Here is a 16,624-nt window from a genome sequence, read left to right as displayed (position 1 = left end):
GGCTAACTTTTTGTGAAGGCTTTCCAATAAAATGTGACTTATTATAAACAGGGATAATTTAGGTTTTAACGAATGGGTTACCGTGCAGGTTACGATTTATTGTTATTGTAAAGGTGAAATGTTGTCCGGCTCGTTCAGATAAACAGTGCAAATAAAAAGCCCGGAACACGCCGGGCTTTAAAATATAAGTTTTCAGGTTTATTTCACCCTTACATAAGTTTCAATGATCTCATGATCAACCTTGAGGCTGTCTATCTTCTCAATTCCTTTTTGGGTTAGGGTGTCATTTTTCATAGTGAGCTTAAATTTGAAATCCCTGTTTTCCCAATCGCGAGCATCGCAATAAGCCAGGTGCTCGGTATAATCGTCGCCGGATAGGGTATAAGTGCCCGCGCCCGACGAATAAACCGGTTTGGCTGTTTTGCCGTGTACCAGGTCATGCGTGAAGAAGGCAAAGTTAGTGGCGTTAAACATTTTAAACATTTCCTGGTCTTTAGGAGGGGTGGTTACCGTAGTATCGCCCTTCATAATGCTTTTGCTTGATATCAGGTGCCAGGTTCCGTCAAGCTTACCGGCCGATTCGATTGCTTCTGTAGTTGCCTTTGGCGGGTTACCGCATGAGCATAACGCGAGTAATAAAAAAGATGCTAAGTAATAGGTTTTCATGGTGTTAATAAAGGTTATTGATATACAATAATAATATAAAAAAAGCACCGGCTATCATATTTGCCGATGCTTTTTAAAATAATTTCAAAAGTGTATGTTATTCGCCGCGTTTAAGGCCAAATTTTTCAATTTTACTGTACAAGTGACTGCGTTGAATATCGATATCATCAGCAGTTTTTGACACATTCCAGTTGTTTTTCTCCAGCTTGAATTTGATATATTCACGCTCCGCAAAGTCTTTATATTCCTGGAAATTATTGAATTGGTCAAAATCTGTTTGTGGGGCAGGAGCAGCTGTGCTACCCGCGGCAATAGCAGTTGGTGCAGATGGATTTGCAAATGACCGCACATCGTTATCAGTAATAACTTTATCACTCAGAATGATCAAACGCTCAACCATGTTACGGAGTTCGCGGATGTTACCGGTCCATGGCAGGGCTTTAAGGGCCTCAAGTGCAGCATCCGAGATCTTTTTAACCGGCATGCCGTATTCATTGCAAATCTCATCCAAAAAGCTTTGAGTTAACAACGGGATGTCATCTTTGCGTTCGATAAGTGGTGGTACGTGGATCAATATTACACTTAAGCGGTGGTACAAGTCCATACGGAAATTGCCGGCTTCAATTTCTTTCAGCAAATCCTTGTTGGTTGCCGCTACTACACGCACATCAACGTCAATTTCCTTTTCGCCGCCCACGCGTGTAATCTTATTTTCCTGTAATGCACGCAACACTTTAGCCTGGGCCGACTGGCTCATATCGCCAATTTCATCCAAAAACAATGTTCCTCCATTTGCTGATTCAAACTTGCCAATACGTTGTTTGATGGCCGATGTAAATGAGCCTTTTTCGTGACCAAATAACTCGCTCTCAATTAATTCTGATGGAATGGCCGCACAGTTTACCTCGATAATAGGTGCAGCCGAGCGATTTGATTTTTCGTGGAGCCAGCGTGCAACCAGCTCTTTTCCACTGCCATTGGCGCCTGTAACCAATACACGGGCATCGGTTGGGGCCACCCGGTCAATGGTTTCTTTTATTTTGAGGATAGCCTGCGATTCGCCTAAAATGGAGCGTACCTTTGATACCTTACGTTTAAGGACCTTAGCCTCCACAACAAGGCTTCCCCTATCAAGCGCGTTACGAACGGTAATGAGCAGGCGGTTCAGGTCAGGTGGTTTTGAAATAAAGTCAAACGCACCTTTTTTACTGGCTTCTACAGCGGTTTCAACCGTGCCGTGGCCCGATATCATGATAAATGGAAGATCGGGTTTAATAGCGAGTCCTTCGGTAAGTACCTCCATACCATCCATGCGGTTCATTTTAATGTCGCACAGTACCAGGTCATAGTCTTTTTTTTCAATTAACTGAAGACCGTCAACCCCGTTATCTACATCTTCAACCTCGTAATCTTCATACTCTAAAATCTCGCGAAGCGTGTTACGAATAGACCGTTCATCATCAATTATTAAAATTTTAGCCATGTTTTGTAATTATGTACCGATATGTAATTGTTGTTTGCTAATATATGGGTTTGTATAGAAAAATAAACACTTTTAATGTGCTATAAAGGTTTAAGGGGCCTAAATGTTTGCAGGGTTGTAAAATTTATTAAAAATAAATTGGTGTAAATAAAGAAACCCCTCGCTTTACAGCAAGGGGTTATACAGCAGCAAACCTATAAGCCGGGTTCTGTTTTGCCTCGTTAAAGGCAACTTCTATCATTTATCTGGCCCTGTTATTACTAACAGGTTTAAACAACCTACCCATCCTAACGATTAGCCCTTGGGCTAATACGGGAGCGAGCAACTCCGCTTTCAGGACCTATTTGGTTTTTCAACTCCTGAGGTTTACCGTCATAACCAGTCACCAGGTTATGCCGTGAGCTCTTACCTCACGTTTTCACCCTTACCCACCTAAGCGGGCGGTATTTTCTCTGTGGCACTTTGCTGTCGCCGGCTGCCGGCGCCTTCCCGTTAGGAAGCAGGATGCTCTGTGTTGCCCGGACTTTCCTCCGCCAAACAAGCTGGCAGCGATAGAACGTTTTGCGGTTGTAAAGGTACGGAAATTTTGTGGTTAATGGTTGATGGTTCATGGATCATGGTAGGATTACGTGATGTTTATTTGCCATGAACCATGATCTATTAACTAAAAAAACTATTGACAATTTTTCAAATCATCCTGAACCTGCTGCAATGTAACAGTCCCCATTTTATTACCAAAAGAATTTGTAACATAGGTAAGCACTTTAGCAATTTCAAGCGGGGCTATATCATCAGGCTGCATTTGGTCGTCAAAAGAGCGGCTTGCTACGGTTATTTTTCCCTTAAGGCCGTTTTTGACGAAGCAGGCCAGTACCGCTTTGTTCTGTTTTAGAAACGTTGAATCCGTTAATGGCGGGATAAGTGATGACAGGCCTTGTCCTTTATCTCCATGGCAATTTTGACAATGCTGCTGGTAAACAAGGCTTCCGCCCGAGTAATAGCGTTTAAACTCAATTTGATCATCGCTTTGGCATGATGCGCCAATTACAACTAACAAAATGGCTATAATGCCTATTACCTTTAATTTCATTTGGCAGCTATTTGGTCAGGTTCGGCCTTCAGGGTTTTGATATCGGCAATCAGTTTGGTTACTTCTGCCGGATCTGTTCCTTCGTAAGTACCGCGAAGGCGTTTCTGTTTATCTATCAAAATAAAGAAGCCGTCATGGATATATTCGCCTTTGGGATTTTTTTCGGATACACTTTGCAGGTAGCTTTTGGCAATTTTATAAGTATCGCCTTTTTCACCATGCAGCAACCACCAGGTATTGCCCGCAATCCCTAATTTATCCGCATAGCGTTTTAATACAGGCACGGTATCATATTTGGGATCGATGGTATGCGAAATGATCCTGAAGTTATCATCATTCTTAAACTCCTTGTATACATTAAGCATATTTCGGTGCATCACCGGGCAAATAGAAGGGCAGGTGGTGAAAAAAAAGTCGGCTACATAAATTTTTCCATCCAGGTTTTTCTGAGTGATGGTATCAGCATACTGGTTTACAAACTTGAAGGGTGGGATAGTGGCGTACTCAGTATCTGTTACTGTTTTGCCATTAACCGTTTTAGTTACCGGAGTTTTATAACCCAATATGGGAAGGGCGGTTTTAGTATTTGATTTGCAGGCATTGAAAAGCATTAATATCACAATGCCTATCCACAATTTCCTCATTTTTTTGCCGGTATTTGGGTTATATATTTAGTTGAGCCGGTAACAGCTACATTTATTTGCGTATCTATTTTGCTGATGAGCTTCTTTTGAGCTTCAAGATAGTCCATAATTTCCTGGTGCGATTTGCCTTTATTTTCTGCGTCAAATTTATGCATCCAGTCGCTCATCGCATTATCGGCATCATCCACCAGTTTTAAATACACTTTTGCTGTGTCTTTATTGATATTAGGGGCATTGTTTTTTACAAGGCTATCCAGCAGCATCTTATTTTTCATCAATTGCTCGTCATTGGCCATTACTTTATCATGTACGGCAATTACCTGGTTCAAAAGATCTTTTTCCTGTTTTTTAGTGTCGGTACAACCCAATAGCAGGGCAACGCCCGCGGCTGCGAATAGATGTTTTTTCATGGTTTTTGATGCGTGATAAAACTTGGCAAATATGCTAAATGTTTAGCTGTTTAACACTCTTAAATAATAACTATAGTCTGTAACAGGTAAAGTTTTTGTACCCGCAAACTTTAGCTGCTGCCCAATTTGGGCCCTGGTATGTGTACCATGGTTAAGTACCTGCGTAATAATATCGCCAAGTTGGTTTTCAAAGTAGTCGCCGGTAAAGCTATGATACGGAATTATGTTATTCAGATCTTCCTCATTGATTTCGTTTAAAAATGTGACCCATGCTTCATAACGCTCCGGTACCTGTTTTTTGCATTGCTCAATTGTAACATTTTCAGGCCATGTGTTAGGCAGAGAAGAAAGGATAAGTTTGCATCTTTCGAGCCATACCTGTTCGGCGGCCAGCAGATGGCCCATCAGTTTAAGCGTTACCTCCGGCGAACCGTTTGCTTCCATTGTCTGTATCAACTGCTGATTGGCAAACAGGTTATAACCAAACATTTTTATAAAGTGTGTTTTCATAGCGTTTGTAAATTAATGGCTAATGTATTAAAGCAATTTTGTATATTTATGAAAATGCTGGTTAACAATTAAATAACATAGTTGTCACATTCAGCAAACATCTGCTTGTTACCTTTATTATTATAGTTAAATCACATAAGGGCATGAAATTCATTATTAATATTTCCAGATTGCTCATCAATTTTCGTCAGTGGATGATGCTTAAAAGTATGCGTTCATCGTTCATACATTAAGTTATCACTTATAATTTTTCATTTATAAATATAATTGCACTTTTGAGCTTTTGTAGCTCAAATTAATGGAACTTACTGACCGGGAAATACATTTAAGCAAAGATCTTTTTGGTAACGACTTTGAATGGGGCGTTTCAACTGCTGCTTTTCAGGTAGAAGGATCTCATGATACCGATGGAAAAGGACTATCTGTGTGGGATGTTTTTACCACAAAAAAAGGAAAGATCCTGAATGGCGACCATGCACAAACCGCTTGCGATTTTTACAATTTGTATGAGCGTGATATCGATCTCATAAAAGAACTTAATATTCCCAATTTTCGTTTTTCTATATCCTGGACCCGTATCTTGCCCGAAGGCACCGGGGAAATTAACCACGCCGGCATTGATTATTATAACCGGGTAATCAACTACTGTATTAAGCAAGGCGTTGAACCCTGGTTAACTGTTTATCACTGGGACTTTCCGCATGTGCTTGAAGTTAAAGGCGGCTGGACAAATCGTGAAGCAATAAACTGGTTTAGTGACTTTATCACTATTTGTGCTCACAACTTTGGCGATAGGGTGAAGCACTGGATGGTGATGAACGAGCCTGTAGTTTTTACGGGAGCTGGCTATTTTTTCGGCATCCATGCGCCGGGCCGCAGTGGTATGAAAAACTTTGTACCCGCTATACATCACGTAACCATGAGTATTGCTGAAGGTGGCAGGATCCTGCGAAAAATACTGCCTTCAACGGCGCAAATAGGTACCACATTTTCGTGTTCGCAAATAGAGCCTTACACAGATAAGCCAAGGGATATAGCTGCTGCAGTCCGTGCCGATGCGCTGATCAATCGTTTATACATTGAACCTTTGCTGGGGATGGGGTACCCGATAAAAGATCTTCCTGCACTTAAAGACCTTAAAAAGTATTTTTACCCCGGCGACGAGGATAAGCTGAGCTTTGATTTTGATTTTATCGGCATACAGAATTACACTCGCGAAATTGTAAAATATTCGTTTTTTACGCCCTATATCAACGCAAGTATGGTCAAAGCCGAAAAGAGGGGTGTTGACCTTACAGCTATGCGCTGGGAGGTTTACCCGCCTTCGATTTATCATATGATCAAAAAATATGATGCATATCCTAATGTTAAAAAGATTATCGTTACGGAAAATGGATCAGCTTTTTCCGACGAGGTTACTGATGGTGAAGTAAATGACCCCAAAAGATTAAAATATTTAAAGGATTACATAGCACAGGTGTTAAAGGCAAAAAATGAAGGCTGTAAAGTTAACGGCTATTTTGTATGGACACTTACCGATAATTTTGAATGGGCCGAAGGGTATCATCCTCGTTTTGGACTGATCCATGTTGATCATGCAACCCAGCAGCGCACGGTTAAAACATCCGGCAGGTGGTATGCTGAATTTTTGAAATAAGCTGTTAGTTTTTAGGGAGCGTGAAATTAAAAGACGTGCCATTTTCGGTGTCGCTCTCAAACCAGATCTGACCGTTATGATCTTCAATAATTTGCTTACAGATGGAAAGACCAAGACCAAATGATTTTTCGCCAGCGGTTCCGGGGCGTTTAGCATCTGTAAACATGTTAAATACCTGGTTTTTGAGCTTTTCGGGAATTCCTATGCCGTGATCTTTTACAGAAACCTGGATTTCATTTTCCAAATCAATGGCCATGACTAAAATAGCCGATCCTTCCTGACTGAATTTAATGGCGTTACTGATGAGATTACTGATCACCCGCCATATTTTTTCACGGCTAATGCAAATTTCAAGCGGTGAATTTAACAGGAAGACATTGATAATCTGCTGCTTTTCAGCGGCCTTAAAACGCATCAGTTCAACACTATTACTCAATAAGGAATTAACTTCAACTGCTTCCTTATGCAATATAGCCGAAGCAGATTCAGTAGCTTCCAGGATTTCATTGATCAGTTCAATAGAGTTAAATGAAGTTTCCCGAATAATATTTAACAGTTCTTTTTGTTCGTCGCTATAATTTTCCTCTGTCATTACGCTGGTAAGAGAGGCTATTCCGCCTATTGGATTGCGCAAATCATGTGCAACAGTGCGTAAAATGCGGTCCTTTTCCTGGTTATTGAGTTTTAAATCACGGAGAGCATTTTCAAGATGGTGGTTTTGATGGTTTATCTGACTGTTAAGACTTCCAAGCGTTTTAATGTTCTTTTTTGATTTTTGCCAGTTTAAAAATACCAGGGAAATGATAATAATGAGCATCAGAGCAAAAACAACAGTTACCCTCAGATAAATATGCTGCAATTCATTGTTTTTCTTAAGGTTATTAAACTCGTTATCTTTTTCAAGGCTTTTAACCTGTTCTGCAACATCGGCTTCTTTTAGTTTTTTGTTTTCATTTGCTATGATGCCCTTAAGCCCATCATATTGCTTATAATGCGTCATAGCTTGCTGATGATTATTTTGCTTCTCGAAATAATTTGACATCAATAAGTGCCAGTTTTGTTTTGTTTCCGGACTTTGAACACTATCAAACTGGAGGCTGATAACATTGAGAAGATTTAATAAAGAGTCATTTAAGTTTTGACGATCATATATAGATGCAAGCTTTAATTCGGAGTGTTGAGCGTCATTATTATCGTTTCCTTTGCGCAGATTGATAGCTATACTTTTTCTAAGCAGACTTTTAGCTTTGTTATAATCTTTTTGCCTGATACTTATATCAGCCATATTACCATATACAACGCCCTTGGATACTTCCCCCATTTGGGGCCTGTCTTTAAACCTTGCAGTATTATCATTAATGTAATCAAGGGCCTTGGTGTAAAAATACATAGCACTATCATTCATCAACATTTTACTGTAGCTTAAGCCTATATTATTCAATAGTTCCTGCCTGCGATAAAAATAATTGAAATTCCCTTCGCATGACCTGGTTTCATCAAAGCTTTCTTTAAAATATACCGCGGCCCGGCTGTAATGTTCCTGCTTATACAGGATCATGCCCATGCGATAGCTATAATCACCCATGGTGCAATCGTCAAGGTTATTATTGGCAATTACTTTCCCTTCGTAAAAATAACCGTAAGCTTCGTTGTAACGATGTTCGTCAAATAACACGTCTCCTTTGACAAGATGAGCCTGTCCATATTCGCTGGTAAATTTTAGCTTCTTCTCCGGCGTGTCGAAAATATTGAGCATACTGTCGGCGTACAGCAAAGCCATTTTTCGATCGGCCTTTATATGCGAAGCATAATTATAGATAAAATAATAGTAATTATAAACCTGTTTGAAGCTGAGGTTGCTTGAATGACGGAAGGCTGAATCAAGATAATTTACGGCAGCTTTGTAATGCCCATTATCATACATTATAGTTGCAGTGTCAACAGCCTTAGTATATGCTGAAGACGAAAGAAAGCCCTTTGACTGTTGCCCGCACGAAGTGATTATCAGCAAAAAGCAAACAAAAAGCAAACGACCCTGTATATTACCGGATAGCCATATTTGCCTGAAGCTTTTGTATATAAACATCAATATTAAATTATGCGAGGTTTAGAGTTGATTGTAAAACAAGGGTAATCTATAAAAAAAATAAAAAATGACAGGTTTGTTTTACCAATATTTTATCTATTTATCATCTGTTTAAAATAAACTGGTTTGGAATAACTGATATACTAAGATGCCCGGGCCGGAAGATAAACGTAAAAACTTGAACCATTATTTGATTCACTTTTTAGCCAGATTCTGCCGCTATGTTTTTCAACTATTTGACGGCAGATGGAAAGCCCGAGACCAAATGATTTTTCGCCGTCGGTGCCAGGCCGTTTAGCTTCGGTGAACATATTAAACACCTGTTGCTGTAATTTATCAGGAATACCTATACCGTAATCTTTAACACATATTTCAACGCCTTGATGTTTTTGGTTTACAATTACATAAATAACGGCACCTTTGGGACTAAACTTTATGGCATTACTGATCAGGTTACTGATAACCCGCCATATTTTTTCCCTGTTTATCAATATTTCAGTGGGGGTATCCAATAAGCTGAGCATGATATCCTGGTCTTTTTCGGCTGCCTTAAACCGCAGCAGATCAACACTTTTATTAATGAGGCTGTTAATTTCAACCCATTCTTTATTAAAAGTCATGTTGGCAGTATTTGCCGCCTCTAAAATTTCATTGATGAGTTCGAGGGAATTATAGGAAGTTTCTTTTATGAGGTTGATCAGGTCTGTTTGTTCTTCATCACGCGCATCATCAACCATTGAGGCCGATAACGATGCTATTCCTCCGAGCGGGTTGCGGAGGTCATGTGCTACAGCCCGTAGAATTCGGTCCTTTTCCCGGCTCCCCCGGTTTACTTCTTCAAGGGTGTTTTCTAATTCGGTTTTTTGCAGCTTAATTTGGTCATTTAGTGTTTTTATAGCTACGATATCTCTTTTCGACCTTTTAAGGTTACGAAAAACAAGGAAGATAATGATCACTGCCATCACTGAAAAAAGCACAGCAAGGTAAATGTATATCAATTGCAGTTTATTATGGCTTTTAAGATCTTCTATCTGATTTTCTTTATCAAAATTGGCTTGTTGTTGATTAATATCCGTCCGTTTTAACGATGAAGTTCTTTTCGTCGCCGAATCCTTTAATGATGAATAGTTTTTTAAATACAACAAGCTCTTCTGGTAGTCTTTTTTCTGCAGATAATAAGTACTCATTAATCCGTTCCAGTTGGTTTCAGCATCATCATTTTTGATAGTATCGAGCTGGGCGCGGAGTCTTTTCAGCAGTTCAAAAAGATCGTTTGGTTTATTGGTTATTAAATATAGCCGGGCAAGTTTTATTTCGGTTAATTCAGCATCGCGGTTGTCATAACCTTGTTTTAAATTAATAGCGATACTTTTTTTCAGTAAGTCGTGTGCCTGGTTATAATTATGGGTTAATAAAGCCAGATCACCCTGGTTGCCGTATACCACGCCTCGTGCAACTTCAAGCAGGTTTGCCCTTTCGGCAAACCTTGAACTATTTTCATTGATATAAACAAGCGCTTTATTTAAATAAAAGCTTGAGCTGTCAATATCGCCACTGTTTTTATAGCTCTCGCCAATATTATCCAAAAGCTCCTGCCGCTGGTAAAAGGCCTTAAAATCATCAGTATAGGCATAGCTTTGCCTGTGACTGATCTTGAAATAATTGGCCGCTTCCCTAAAACGCCCCTGTTTAAACATGATCATCCCCATCCGGTAAGTGTATTCGGCCAGGATGGCATCGTCAATTGCGTTTTTGCCGATAGAGTAACCTTTGTAAAAATACCTGTAAGCCTGATCGTACCTTACCAGGGCCGAATAGGCATCGCCGGTAGCGAAATTGGCTTCGGCAGTTAATTTAATATGCTGATCCGGGGTAACACTTTCGATAGCCACAGCTCGCATTGTATCAGCATAAAGCATGGCTTTTTTAGGGTCATGCAGTCCTTTTAAATTGTAAAGAAAATGGAAGGCATAAAAACGGAACCTGTCGTTTACAAACGGGCTTTTTATTGTTCTGTAAGCCGAGTCAAGGTACTGAATACCCTTATGCGGCTGAGCCCTTTCGCCATTATACAGGTTTACTGTATCAAATAGTGTTTTAAACTGCCTGGAGTAATCGCCTGTATCATTGATGCTATTTGCGCAGGAATTAAATACCAATAAAAAAGCCAGGGCCAGCCAAATTAAATGGTTGACCAGCAGTTTGTTTAAACTAACGGGGCTATCAGGGGTTGACAACATTAAGTGGTTACACAACAAATATAACGCTCATAATTATAATGAACAATATTTATGCGCATGAATAACACCGGCGCTGCTAAAAGTTAAAGCATATTGATTGTCTATTACTTAAAAGCATCGAGTCCGGTAACATCCATACCGGTAATAAGCAGGTGGATATCATGCGTGCCTTCATAAGTTATTACCGATTCAAGGTTCATCATGTGCCGCATAATAGGATACTCGCCGGTAATGCCCATACCGCCGAGCATTTGCCGGGCTTCACGGGCTATAGTAATAGCCGCTTCAACGCTGTTTCGCTTAGCCATTGATATTTGGGCAGGAGTAGCCCTGTTTTCGTTTTTAAGTACCCCAAGGCGCCAAACTAATAGCTGCCCTTTGGTAATTTCAGTTATCATTTCGGCCAGTTTTTTTTGCTGAAGCTGAAACCCGGCTATCGGCCGGCCAAACTGCTCACGTTCTTTGGTGTAACGGAGGGCTGTGTCGTAACAATCCATCGCAGCGCCTAATGCACCCCAGGCAATGCCATAACGTGCCTGGTTTAAACAACCCAGCGGGCCTTTTATACCGGCTACGTTGGGCAGCAGGTTCTCTTTTGGGATTTTAACATGGTCAAAAACCAGCTCACCGGTTGCCGATGCCCTTAACGACCATTTATTATGGGTTGTAGGTGTGGTGAAACCTTCCATGCCGCGCTCAACTATCAGCCCGCGAATTTTACCAGCTTCATCCTTAGCCCAAACAACGGCAATATCAGCAAAAGGCGAATTGGAGATCCACATTTTAGCGCCATTAAGGATATAATGGTCGCCGGCATCTTTAATGTTGGTGGTCATGCCACCAGGGTTTGAGCCATGATCGGGCTCAGTAAGGCCAAAGCATCCCATTAATTCACCACTCGCCAGCTTAGGGAGATATTTTTTACGCTGTTCTTCACTGCCGTAGGCATAAATAGGATACATCACCAGCGAACCCTGAACCGATGCTGTTGAACGGATGCCCGAATCACCCCGCTCTAATTCCTGCATGATAATGCCGTAAGCAGTATAATCTAAGCCCGCTCCGCCATATTCTACCGGTATGGTAGGCCCAAAAGCGCCTATTTCGGCAAGGCCCTTTAACAGCTGTGAAGGGAATTCAGCTTTTTGAGCGTACTCTTCAATAATGGGGCTCAATTCCTTCTTTACCCAGTCACGAACTGATGAGCGGATCAGCTTATGCTCATCGGTTAGTAACTCATCTAATAAATAATAATCGGGGGCTTCGTACAGATCTGTTTTGGCCATAATATTATAGTTGGTGGGCAAATATAAAGCATTTATCGCCGGTAAAAGCAAGTCAAAAAGGCCATTTTTTGATGTGTGAAGCCACTTTATGGTAAAAAGCAGGTTTAAACGGTTTAAAGCATGTTTTTGATTGCAAAATATTTTTTGAGGTGCTGGAAATCAGCCGAAATAAAAATATTTTGAAAAGTCTTTCTATAGAGAGTGAGATTTAGAGAGGGCTTTTTTTTATTTTTGGCCATGATCAATATAGCCTTGCAGGGCGCGGAGTTTTTCGCGTACCATGGATTTTATCCCGAAGAACAAAAAATAGGTTGCCGTTTTTTAGTTGATGTGAATGTTGGTTTTGTGCCTCCCGGCGATTTGCTGGAAGATAATTTAAGTAAAACTGTTGACTATGAACGTGTGTATATTATTACATGCGAAGAGATGAAACAACCACGTAAATTGATTGAAACCGTTGGCCAGGCAATTATCGATCGTATAAAAAAGAAATACCCGTTTGTTGAAAGTATTGAGGTTACCATTAAAAAACTTACTCCGCCCTTAAGTGGCAAGGTAGCGCATTCGGCTGTTATTATAAATTACAAGAAATCCTGATCATGGAATTCAATAAAATATCGGCTCAAATATTAGAGGCTATAACCGCAATTGTTGGCACCGGTAATGTTTTAACCGGCCACGAAAGCCTCGAAAAGTACAGCCATGACGAAACCGAAGACCTGGTTTATTATCCGGAAGTTGTAGCCCGTCCGCAAACCCCCGAAGAAGTTGCTGCATTGTTGAAAATCTGTAACGAAAACCTGATCCCGGTAACACCGCGCGGGGCAGGTACTGGTTTAAGCGGTGGCGCCCTGCCGGTTAATGGCGGTTTGCTGATAGCCATGGAGCGTTTTAATAAAATTCTTGAAATTGATGAGCAAAACCTGCAGGCTACTGTTGAGCCCGGCGTTATAACCGAAGAGTTCATGAACGCCGTAGCTGTAAAAGGTTTGTTATACCCCGTTGATCCGGCCAGTAAAGGTAGTTGCTTTATTGGAGGCAACGTATCTCATGGTTCGGGCGGGCCGCGGGTTGTTAAATATGGAACCATCAGGGAGTATGTGCTGAACTTACAGGTGGTTTTAACATCGGGCGAGATCATCTGGACGGGTGCAAATACGCTTAAATATGCATCAGGTTATAATTTAACCCAATTGATGATCGGTTCGGAAGGCACTCTTGGCATTGTCACTAAAATTGTGGTGAAGCTTATTCCTGCGCCCACTTTAGATGCTTTAATGCTGGCCTTATTCCCAACCAATGAAATGGCTTGCGCAGCTGTTTCGGCTATATTCAGGGCAGGGATCATCCCGTCTGCACTGGAGTTTATGGAGCGAAGAGGAGTGGAGTGGGTTAAGGAGCATGATGATATTGCTTTTGATTTGCAGGATGGTATTGAAGCGTTCTTATTGATTGAAGTAGATGGCACCAACCAGGATGTGATTTTTACCGATTGCGAAAAAATAAATGCAGTGCTTGAAGAGTTTGATTGCCGTGATGTGTTGTTTGCCGATTCGACTGCCCAGAAAGAAGAACTCTGGCGTTTAAGGCGTACCATGGCGGTATCGGTAAAATCAAACTCGGTTTATAAAGAGGAAGATACTGTTGTGCCGCGTGCCGCACTGCCACAATTAATTAAGGGAATAAAAGAAACCGGAGCTAAATATGGCTTTGAATCAGTTTGTTATGGCCATGCAGGCGATGGAAACCTGCATGTAAATATCATTAAAGCCAACATGAGCGATGAGGACTGGAATAACAAGCTGAAGTTCGGCATCAGGGAAATATTTGAATTAACCGTATCTCTTGGTGGTACCTTATCTGGTGAGCACGGCATAGGCCTGGTGCAAAAAGATTTTATGCCGATAAAATATTCAGATATACATTTTGCATTATGGAAAGGGATAAAGCAAGTGTTTGATCCTAAAGGGATTTTAAATCCCGGGAAGATATTTTAGATTTCAGATGTGCGGATTATGGATGTGCAGATTTCAGGTGCGTAAATGTTTGAATTAGATATGTAAGCTCCATCTGCATATTTGAAATCTGCACAATACAAGCTTCATCTGCACATCAATACATCAATTCGTATTTAAAATTAACCTCGGTTCGTCATAATTGATCATCCTATGCCTTTCAGGTGATGGAATAGAAACAGATTTATTGGCCGAGTAATCGTAGCTGATACAAACCGTTTTGCCGGTTGTTACAATTTCCTCGCCATTAGGGGTAATTTTTACCAACACGTGCATTATATCAAAGCTGCTATTACCTATACGAATGGTACGTACATAGCAGGCAATATTATCCTGAACGGTAATCGGTTTTAGGTAATTGATTTCCGAACGGCCCAAAATAATGCCGGTATTGCTCCAGTCCCAGTTAATAATTTCTTTCCAATACCCAATCCTGGCTATTTCAAAATAAGTAAGATATACAGCGTTGTTTACGTGTCCAAATGAATCGATATCCGAAAAGCGGATGGGGATAAGGGTTTTATATTTATAATCTGTAAGTTTTTCAGCCATTTTCGGTCATTTTGTCCGCCTAAAATATTTAATAGTGACTTTTTGTCGTTTGGTATAGACGGTTTTGCTGTTGGTACAGCAGTTGATCAATAGGTTACGAAGTTAACAAAAAACAAAACTTTAGGAGGATATAAAAATGACATTAGTAAAATTTAACAACGGCCTTAAAAACACTTCAGCTAACCCATTTTTTAGCGATGTATTTGATTCACTGATCAATGACTCGTTTTTAAACGATAAGTTAATCGCCCGTGTACCTGCGGTAAACATTGCAGAAACTGAAAATGAATTTCATGTTGAACTGGCTGTACCTGGCTTAAAGAAAGAAGATTTTAAAATCAATCTTGACAAAAACGTATTGAGCGTAGCTGCAGAAAAGAAAGCCGAAAATGTTGAAGAAGGTAAAAAATTTAGTAAACGTGAATATAGCTACAATTCATTTGTAAGGTCATTCACATTACCCGAAAGCGCTGATCAATCAAAAATTGAAGCAGATTATACCGATGGTATCCTGAAGCTCACCGTAGCAAAAAGAGAAGAAGCTAAATTTCAAACAAGAGAAATAGCTGTGAAATAATTAAAGGCTGTTTTCATAAAGTAGTTAGTTTGGTTTGAAGGCCGCCCTGTTATGGGGCGGTCTTTTTTTTGCAAGATAACCAAGCTGTGGTTGTAAGATATTTTAACTGCGTTTTTATTAATTACTAATAATATTAGTATTTTTGATTGGTATGAATGTAGACAGGATAACGGAAAAGCTCAATATCTTGGCCGATGCGGCTAAGTATGATGTATCATGTGCATCGAGCGGAAGTGACAGGAAAAATAAGGACAAGGGTTTGGGAAATGCCAGTAACGGAATTTGCCATAGCTATACGGAAGATGGGCGTTGTGTTTCGTTATTGAAGATACTGCTTACCAATCATTGTATTTTTGATTGCGCTTATTGTGTGTCGCGGAAAAATAATGATATCAAACGGGCCGCCTTCACGGTGCAGGAAGTGGTTGACCTTACCATTAACTTTTATCGCCGCAATTACATTGAAGGCTTGTTTTTAAGCTCCGGTATTTTTAAAAATGCTGATTATACCATGGAGCGATTAGTGCACGTAGCTAAAAAACTGCGAACCGAGCATAATTTTAACGGATACATCCATCTAAAATCCATCCCCGGCGCAAATGCCGAGCTGATGCACGAAGCTGGCTTATATGCAGATAGGCTCAGCGTGAATTTGGAAATGCCAACCGAGGCCGGATTAAAGCTGCTGGCACCTGATAAAAACCGGCAGGACATGATTGATCCGATGCGTTTTTTGAACCAGGAGATCATTCGAAATACAGAAGAGAAAAAGCTTTTCAAAAACGCGCCCATATTTGCACCAGCGGGACAAAGTACCCAGGTAATTGTAGGCGCCACACCGGAAAGCGATCAGCAGGTGTTGCAATCGGCTGATTATTTTTATAAGAGTTTCAATTTAAAGCGGGTGTACTATTCGGGCTATGTACCTGTGCTGGCCGATAAGCGGCTACCTGCCCTTAATACCGCGGTGCCGCTGGTGCGTGAAAATCGTTTATATCAGGCCGACTGGCTCATGCGTTTTTATGGTTTCCATGTAAACGAGATCGTCAATAATCAAAATCCATTACTTGATCTGGATATTGATCCCAAACTCAGCTGGGCTATCCGCAATATGTACGCTTTTCCTATTGATATCAATAAGGCCGATTTGCAACTGATCCTCCGGGTGCCGGGTATCGGTTTGTTATCGGCACAAAAAATTGTGGCTGCACGTAAATTTTCCGGGTTGGGCTGGGAACAGCTAAAAAAAATAGGAGTGGCCATTAACCGGGCGCGATACTTTATTACCTGCAAAAGCAATGAATTTGAACGGCGGGATTTAACGGGGCAAAACATTAAGCAATTTATTATGGCTCAATCGCAAAGCAAGTACATTAAAAATACACAAACCCAACTTAACCTGTTTTAA

Annotated in this window: 15 protein-coding genes and 1 other RNA gene; 5 read left to right on the top strand and 11 right to left on the bottom strand. The window is 40.6% G+C overall.

Going from position 1 to position 16,624, the window contains the following annotated elements; genetic code table 11:
- Window positions 1-198: 198 nt before the first annotated feature.
- The 7 genes from MusilaSJ_RS04580 to MusilaSJ_RS04550 all read right to left on the bottom strand — a co-directional run bounded on the left by MusilaSJ_RS04580 (window position 199) and on the right by MusilaSJ_RS04550 (window position 4,803).
- Entirely contained in the window at window positions 199-666 is a 468-nt protein-coding gene (locus MusilaSJ_RS04580; RefSeq protein WP_274988882.1) for a DUF4488 domain-containing protein, read from the bottom strand.
- Window positions 667-763: 97 nt separating this feature from the next.
- Complete coding sequence (locus MusilaSJ_RS04575) at window positions 764-2,149, bottom strand: sigma-54-dependent transcriptional regulator (RefSeq protein ID WP_274988881.1); 1,386 nt, start codon at window positions 2,147-2,149, stop codon at window positions 764-766.
- Between the two features lie 181 nt (window positions 2,150-2,330).
- Window positions 2,331-2,717, bottom strand: an RNA gene (gene rnpB / locus MusilaSJ_RS04570) — RNase P RNA component class A.
- A 105-nt stretch (window positions 2,718-2,822) separates the two neighbouring features.
- Window positions 2,823-3,239 carry a c-type cytochrome gene (locus tag MusilaSJ_RS04565; RefSeq protein ID WP_274988880.1) on the bottom strand — a complete coding sequence of 139 codons (417 nt, stop codon included), beginning with the start codon at window positions 3,237-3,239 and terminating at the stop codon, window positions 2,823-2,825.
- Window positions 3,236-3,883: an SCO family protein gene (locus tag MusilaSJ_RS04560; RefSeq protein ID WP_274988879.1), complete on the bottom strand. Its 648-nt coding sequence runs from the start codon at window positions 3,881-3,883 to the stop codon at window positions 3,236-3,238. Before MusilaSJ_RS04560 ends, MusilaSJ_RS04565 begins: the two co-directional genes overlap by 4 nt.
- Window positions 3,880-4,293, bottom strand: a complete 414-nt coding sequence (locus MusilaSJ_RS04555; RefSeq protein ID WP_090525977.1) for a hypothetical protein — start codon at window positions 4,291-4,293, stop codon at window positions 3,880-3,882. Before MusilaSJ_RS04555 ends, MusilaSJ_RS04560 begins: the two co-directional genes overlap by 4 nt.
- 42 nt (window positions 4,294-4,335) lie before the next feature.
- Window positions 4,336-4,803 carry a DinB family protein gene (locus tag MusilaSJ_RS04550; protein ID WP_274988878.1) on the bottom strand — a complete coding sequence of 156 codons (468 nt, stop codon included), beginning with the start codon at window positions 4,801-4,803 and terminating at the stop codon, window positions 4,336-4,338.
- A gap of 298 nt (window positions 4,804-5,101) precedes the next feature.
- Between MusilaSJ_RS04550 and MusilaSJ_RS04545 the strand changes: the two genes are divergently transcribed.
- Window positions 5,102-6,460 carry a GH1 family beta-glucosidase gene (locus tag MusilaSJ_RS04545; protein ID WP_274988877.1) on the top strand — a complete coding sequence of 453 codons (1,359 nt, stop codon included), beginning with the start codon at window positions 5,102-5,104 and terminating at the stop codon, window positions 6,458-6,460.
- Between the two features lie 4 nt (window positions 6,461-6,464).
- Here MusilaSJ_RS04545 and MusilaSJ_RS04540 read toward each other — a convergent pair whose 3' ends face one another.
- The 3 genes from MusilaSJ_RS04540 to MusilaSJ_RS04530 form a co-directional block, all read right to left on the bottom strand.
- On the bottom strand, window positions 6,465-8,546 hold the full coding sequence (locus MusilaSJ_RS04540; RefSeq protein WP_274988876.1) for a tetratricopeptide repeat-containing sensor histidine kinase: 2,082 nt from the start codon (window positions 8,544-8,546) through the stop codon (window positions 6,465-6,467).
- Window positions 8,547-8,689: 143 nt separating this feature from the next.
- Entirely contained in the window at window positions 8,690-10,786 is a 2,097-nt protein-coding gene (locus MusilaSJ_RS04535) for an ATP-binding protein (protein ID WP_274988875.1), read from the bottom strand.
- Window positions 10,787-10,890: 104 nt separating this feature from the next.
- On the bottom strand, window positions 10,891-12,072 hold the full coding sequence (locus tag MusilaSJ_RS04530; protein WP_274988874.1) for an acyl-CoA dehydrogenase family protein: 1,182 nt from the start codon (window positions 12,070-12,072) through the stop codon (window positions 10,891-10,893).
- A gap of 237 nt (window positions 12,073-12,309) precedes the next feature.
- Here MusilaSJ_RS04530 and folB point away from each other — a divergent pair, with 237 nt between their 5' ends.
- Window positions 12,310-12,669 (top strand): dihydroneopterin aldolase, encoded by a 360-nt coding sequence (gene folB / locus MusilaSJ_RS04525; protein WP_090526249.1) that lies wholly within the window; start codon window positions 12,310-12,312, stop codon window positions 12,667-12,669.
- Window positions 12,670-12,671: 2 nt separating this feature from the next.
- The gene (locus tag MusilaSJ_RS04520) at window positions 12,672-14,069 is read left to right on the top strand and encodes an FAD-binding oxidoreductase (RefSeq protein ID WP_274988873.1); all 1,398 of its coding nucleotides are present in this window, start codon (window positions 12,672-12,674) and stop codon (window positions 14,067-14,069) included.
- Window positions 14,070-14,192: 123 nt separating this feature from the next.
- Here MusilaSJ_RS04520 and MusilaSJ_RS04515 read toward each other — a convergent pair whose 3' ends face one another.
- Window positions 14,193-14,639: an acyl-CoA thioesterase gene (locus tag MusilaSJ_RS04515; protein WP_274988872.1), complete on the bottom strand. Its 447-nt coding sequence runs from the start codon at window positions 14,637-14,639 to the stop codon at window positions 14,193-14,195.
- 136 nt (window positions 14,640-14,775) lie between these two features.
- Between MusilaSJ_RS04515 and MusilaSJ_RS04510 the strand changes: the two genes are divergently transcribed.
- Window positions 14,776-15,216 (top strand): Hsp20/alpha crystallin family protein, encoded by a 441-nt coding sequence (locus tag MusilaSJ_RS04510; protein WP_274988871.1) that lies wholly within the window; start codon window positions 14,776-14,778, stop codon window positions 15,214-15,216.
- 151 nt (window positions 15,217-15,367) lie between these two features.
- Window positions 15,368-16,624, top strand: coding sequence for a putative DNA modification/repair radical SAM protein (locus tag MusilaSJ_RS04505; RefSeq protein WP_274988870.1), 1,257 nt, complete (start codon window positions 15,368-15,370; stop codon window positions 16,622-16,624).

Source organism: Mucilaginibacter sp. SJ, assembly GCF_028993635.1.
Classification (GTDB): Bacteria; Bacteroidota; Bacteroidia; order Sphingobacteriales; family Sphingobacteriaceae; genus Mucilaginibacter.
This window is presented reverse-complemented; position numbering and strand designations above follow the sequence as displayed.

Bases quoted from the DNA above. Each gene is read 5' to 3' on its own strand.
- MusilaSJ_RS04545 (WP_274988877.1), top strand. From the start codon at position 5,102: ATGGAACTTACTGACCGGGAAATACATTTAAGCAAAGATCTTTTTGGT.
- MusilaSJ_RS04555 (WP_090525977.1), bottom strand. From the start codon at position 4,293: ATGAAAAAACATCTATTCGCAGCCGCGGGCGTTGCCCTGCTATTGGGT.
- MusilaSJ_RS04520 (WP_274988873.1), top strand. From the start codon at position 12,672: ATGGAATTCAATAAAATATCGGCTCAAATATTAGAGGCTATAACCGCA.
- MusilaSJ_RS04575 (WP_274988881.1), bottom strand. From the start codon at position 2,149: ATGGCTAAAATTTTAATAATTGATGATGAACGGTCTATTCGTAACACG.
- MusilaSJ_RS04565 (WP_274988880.1), bottom strand. From the start codon at position 3,239: ATGAAATTAAAGGTAATAGGCATTATAGCCATTTTGTTAGTTGTAATT.
- MusilaSJ_RS04560 (WP_274988879.1), bottom strand. From the start codon at position 3,883: ATGAGGAAATTGTGGATAGGCATTGTGATATTAATGCTTTTCAATGCC.
- MusilaSJ_RS04540 (WP_274988876.1), bottom strand. From the start codon at position 8,546: ATGTTTATATACAAAAGCTTCAGGCAAATATGGCTATCCGGTAATATA.
- MusilaSJ_RS04580 (WP_274988882.1), bottom strand. From the start codon at position 666: ATGAAAACCTATTACTTAGCATCTTTTTTATTACTCGCGTTATGCTCA.
- MusilaSJ_RS04530 (WP_274988874.1), bottom strand. From the start codon at position 12,072: ATGGCCAAAACAGATCTGTACGAAGCCCCCGATTATTATTTATTAGAT.
- folB (WP_090526249.1), top strand. From the start codon at position 12,310: ATGATCAATATAGCCTTGCAGGGCGCGGAGTTTTTCGCGTACCATGGA.
- MusilaSJ_RS04505 (WP_274988870.1), top strand. From the start codon at position 15,368: ATGAATGTAGACAGGATAACGGAAAAGCTCAATATCTTGGCCGATGCG.
- MusilaSJ_RS04510 (WP_274988871.1), top strand. From the start codon at position 14,776: ATGACATTAGTAAAATTTAACAACGGCCTTAAAAACACTTCAGCTAAC.
- MusilaSJ_RS04515 (WP_274988872.1), bottom strand. From the start codon at position 14,639: ATGGCTGAAAAACTTACAGATTATAAATATAAAACCCTTATCCCCATC.
- MusilaSJ_RS04550 (WP_274988878.1), bottom strand. From the start codon at position 4,803: ATGAAAACACACTTTATAAAAATGTTTGGTTATAACCTGTTTGCCAAT.
- MusilaSJ_RS04535 (WP_274988875.1), bottom strand. From the start codon at position 10,786: ATGTTGTCAACCCCTGATAGCCCCGTTAGTTTAAACAAACTGCTGGTC.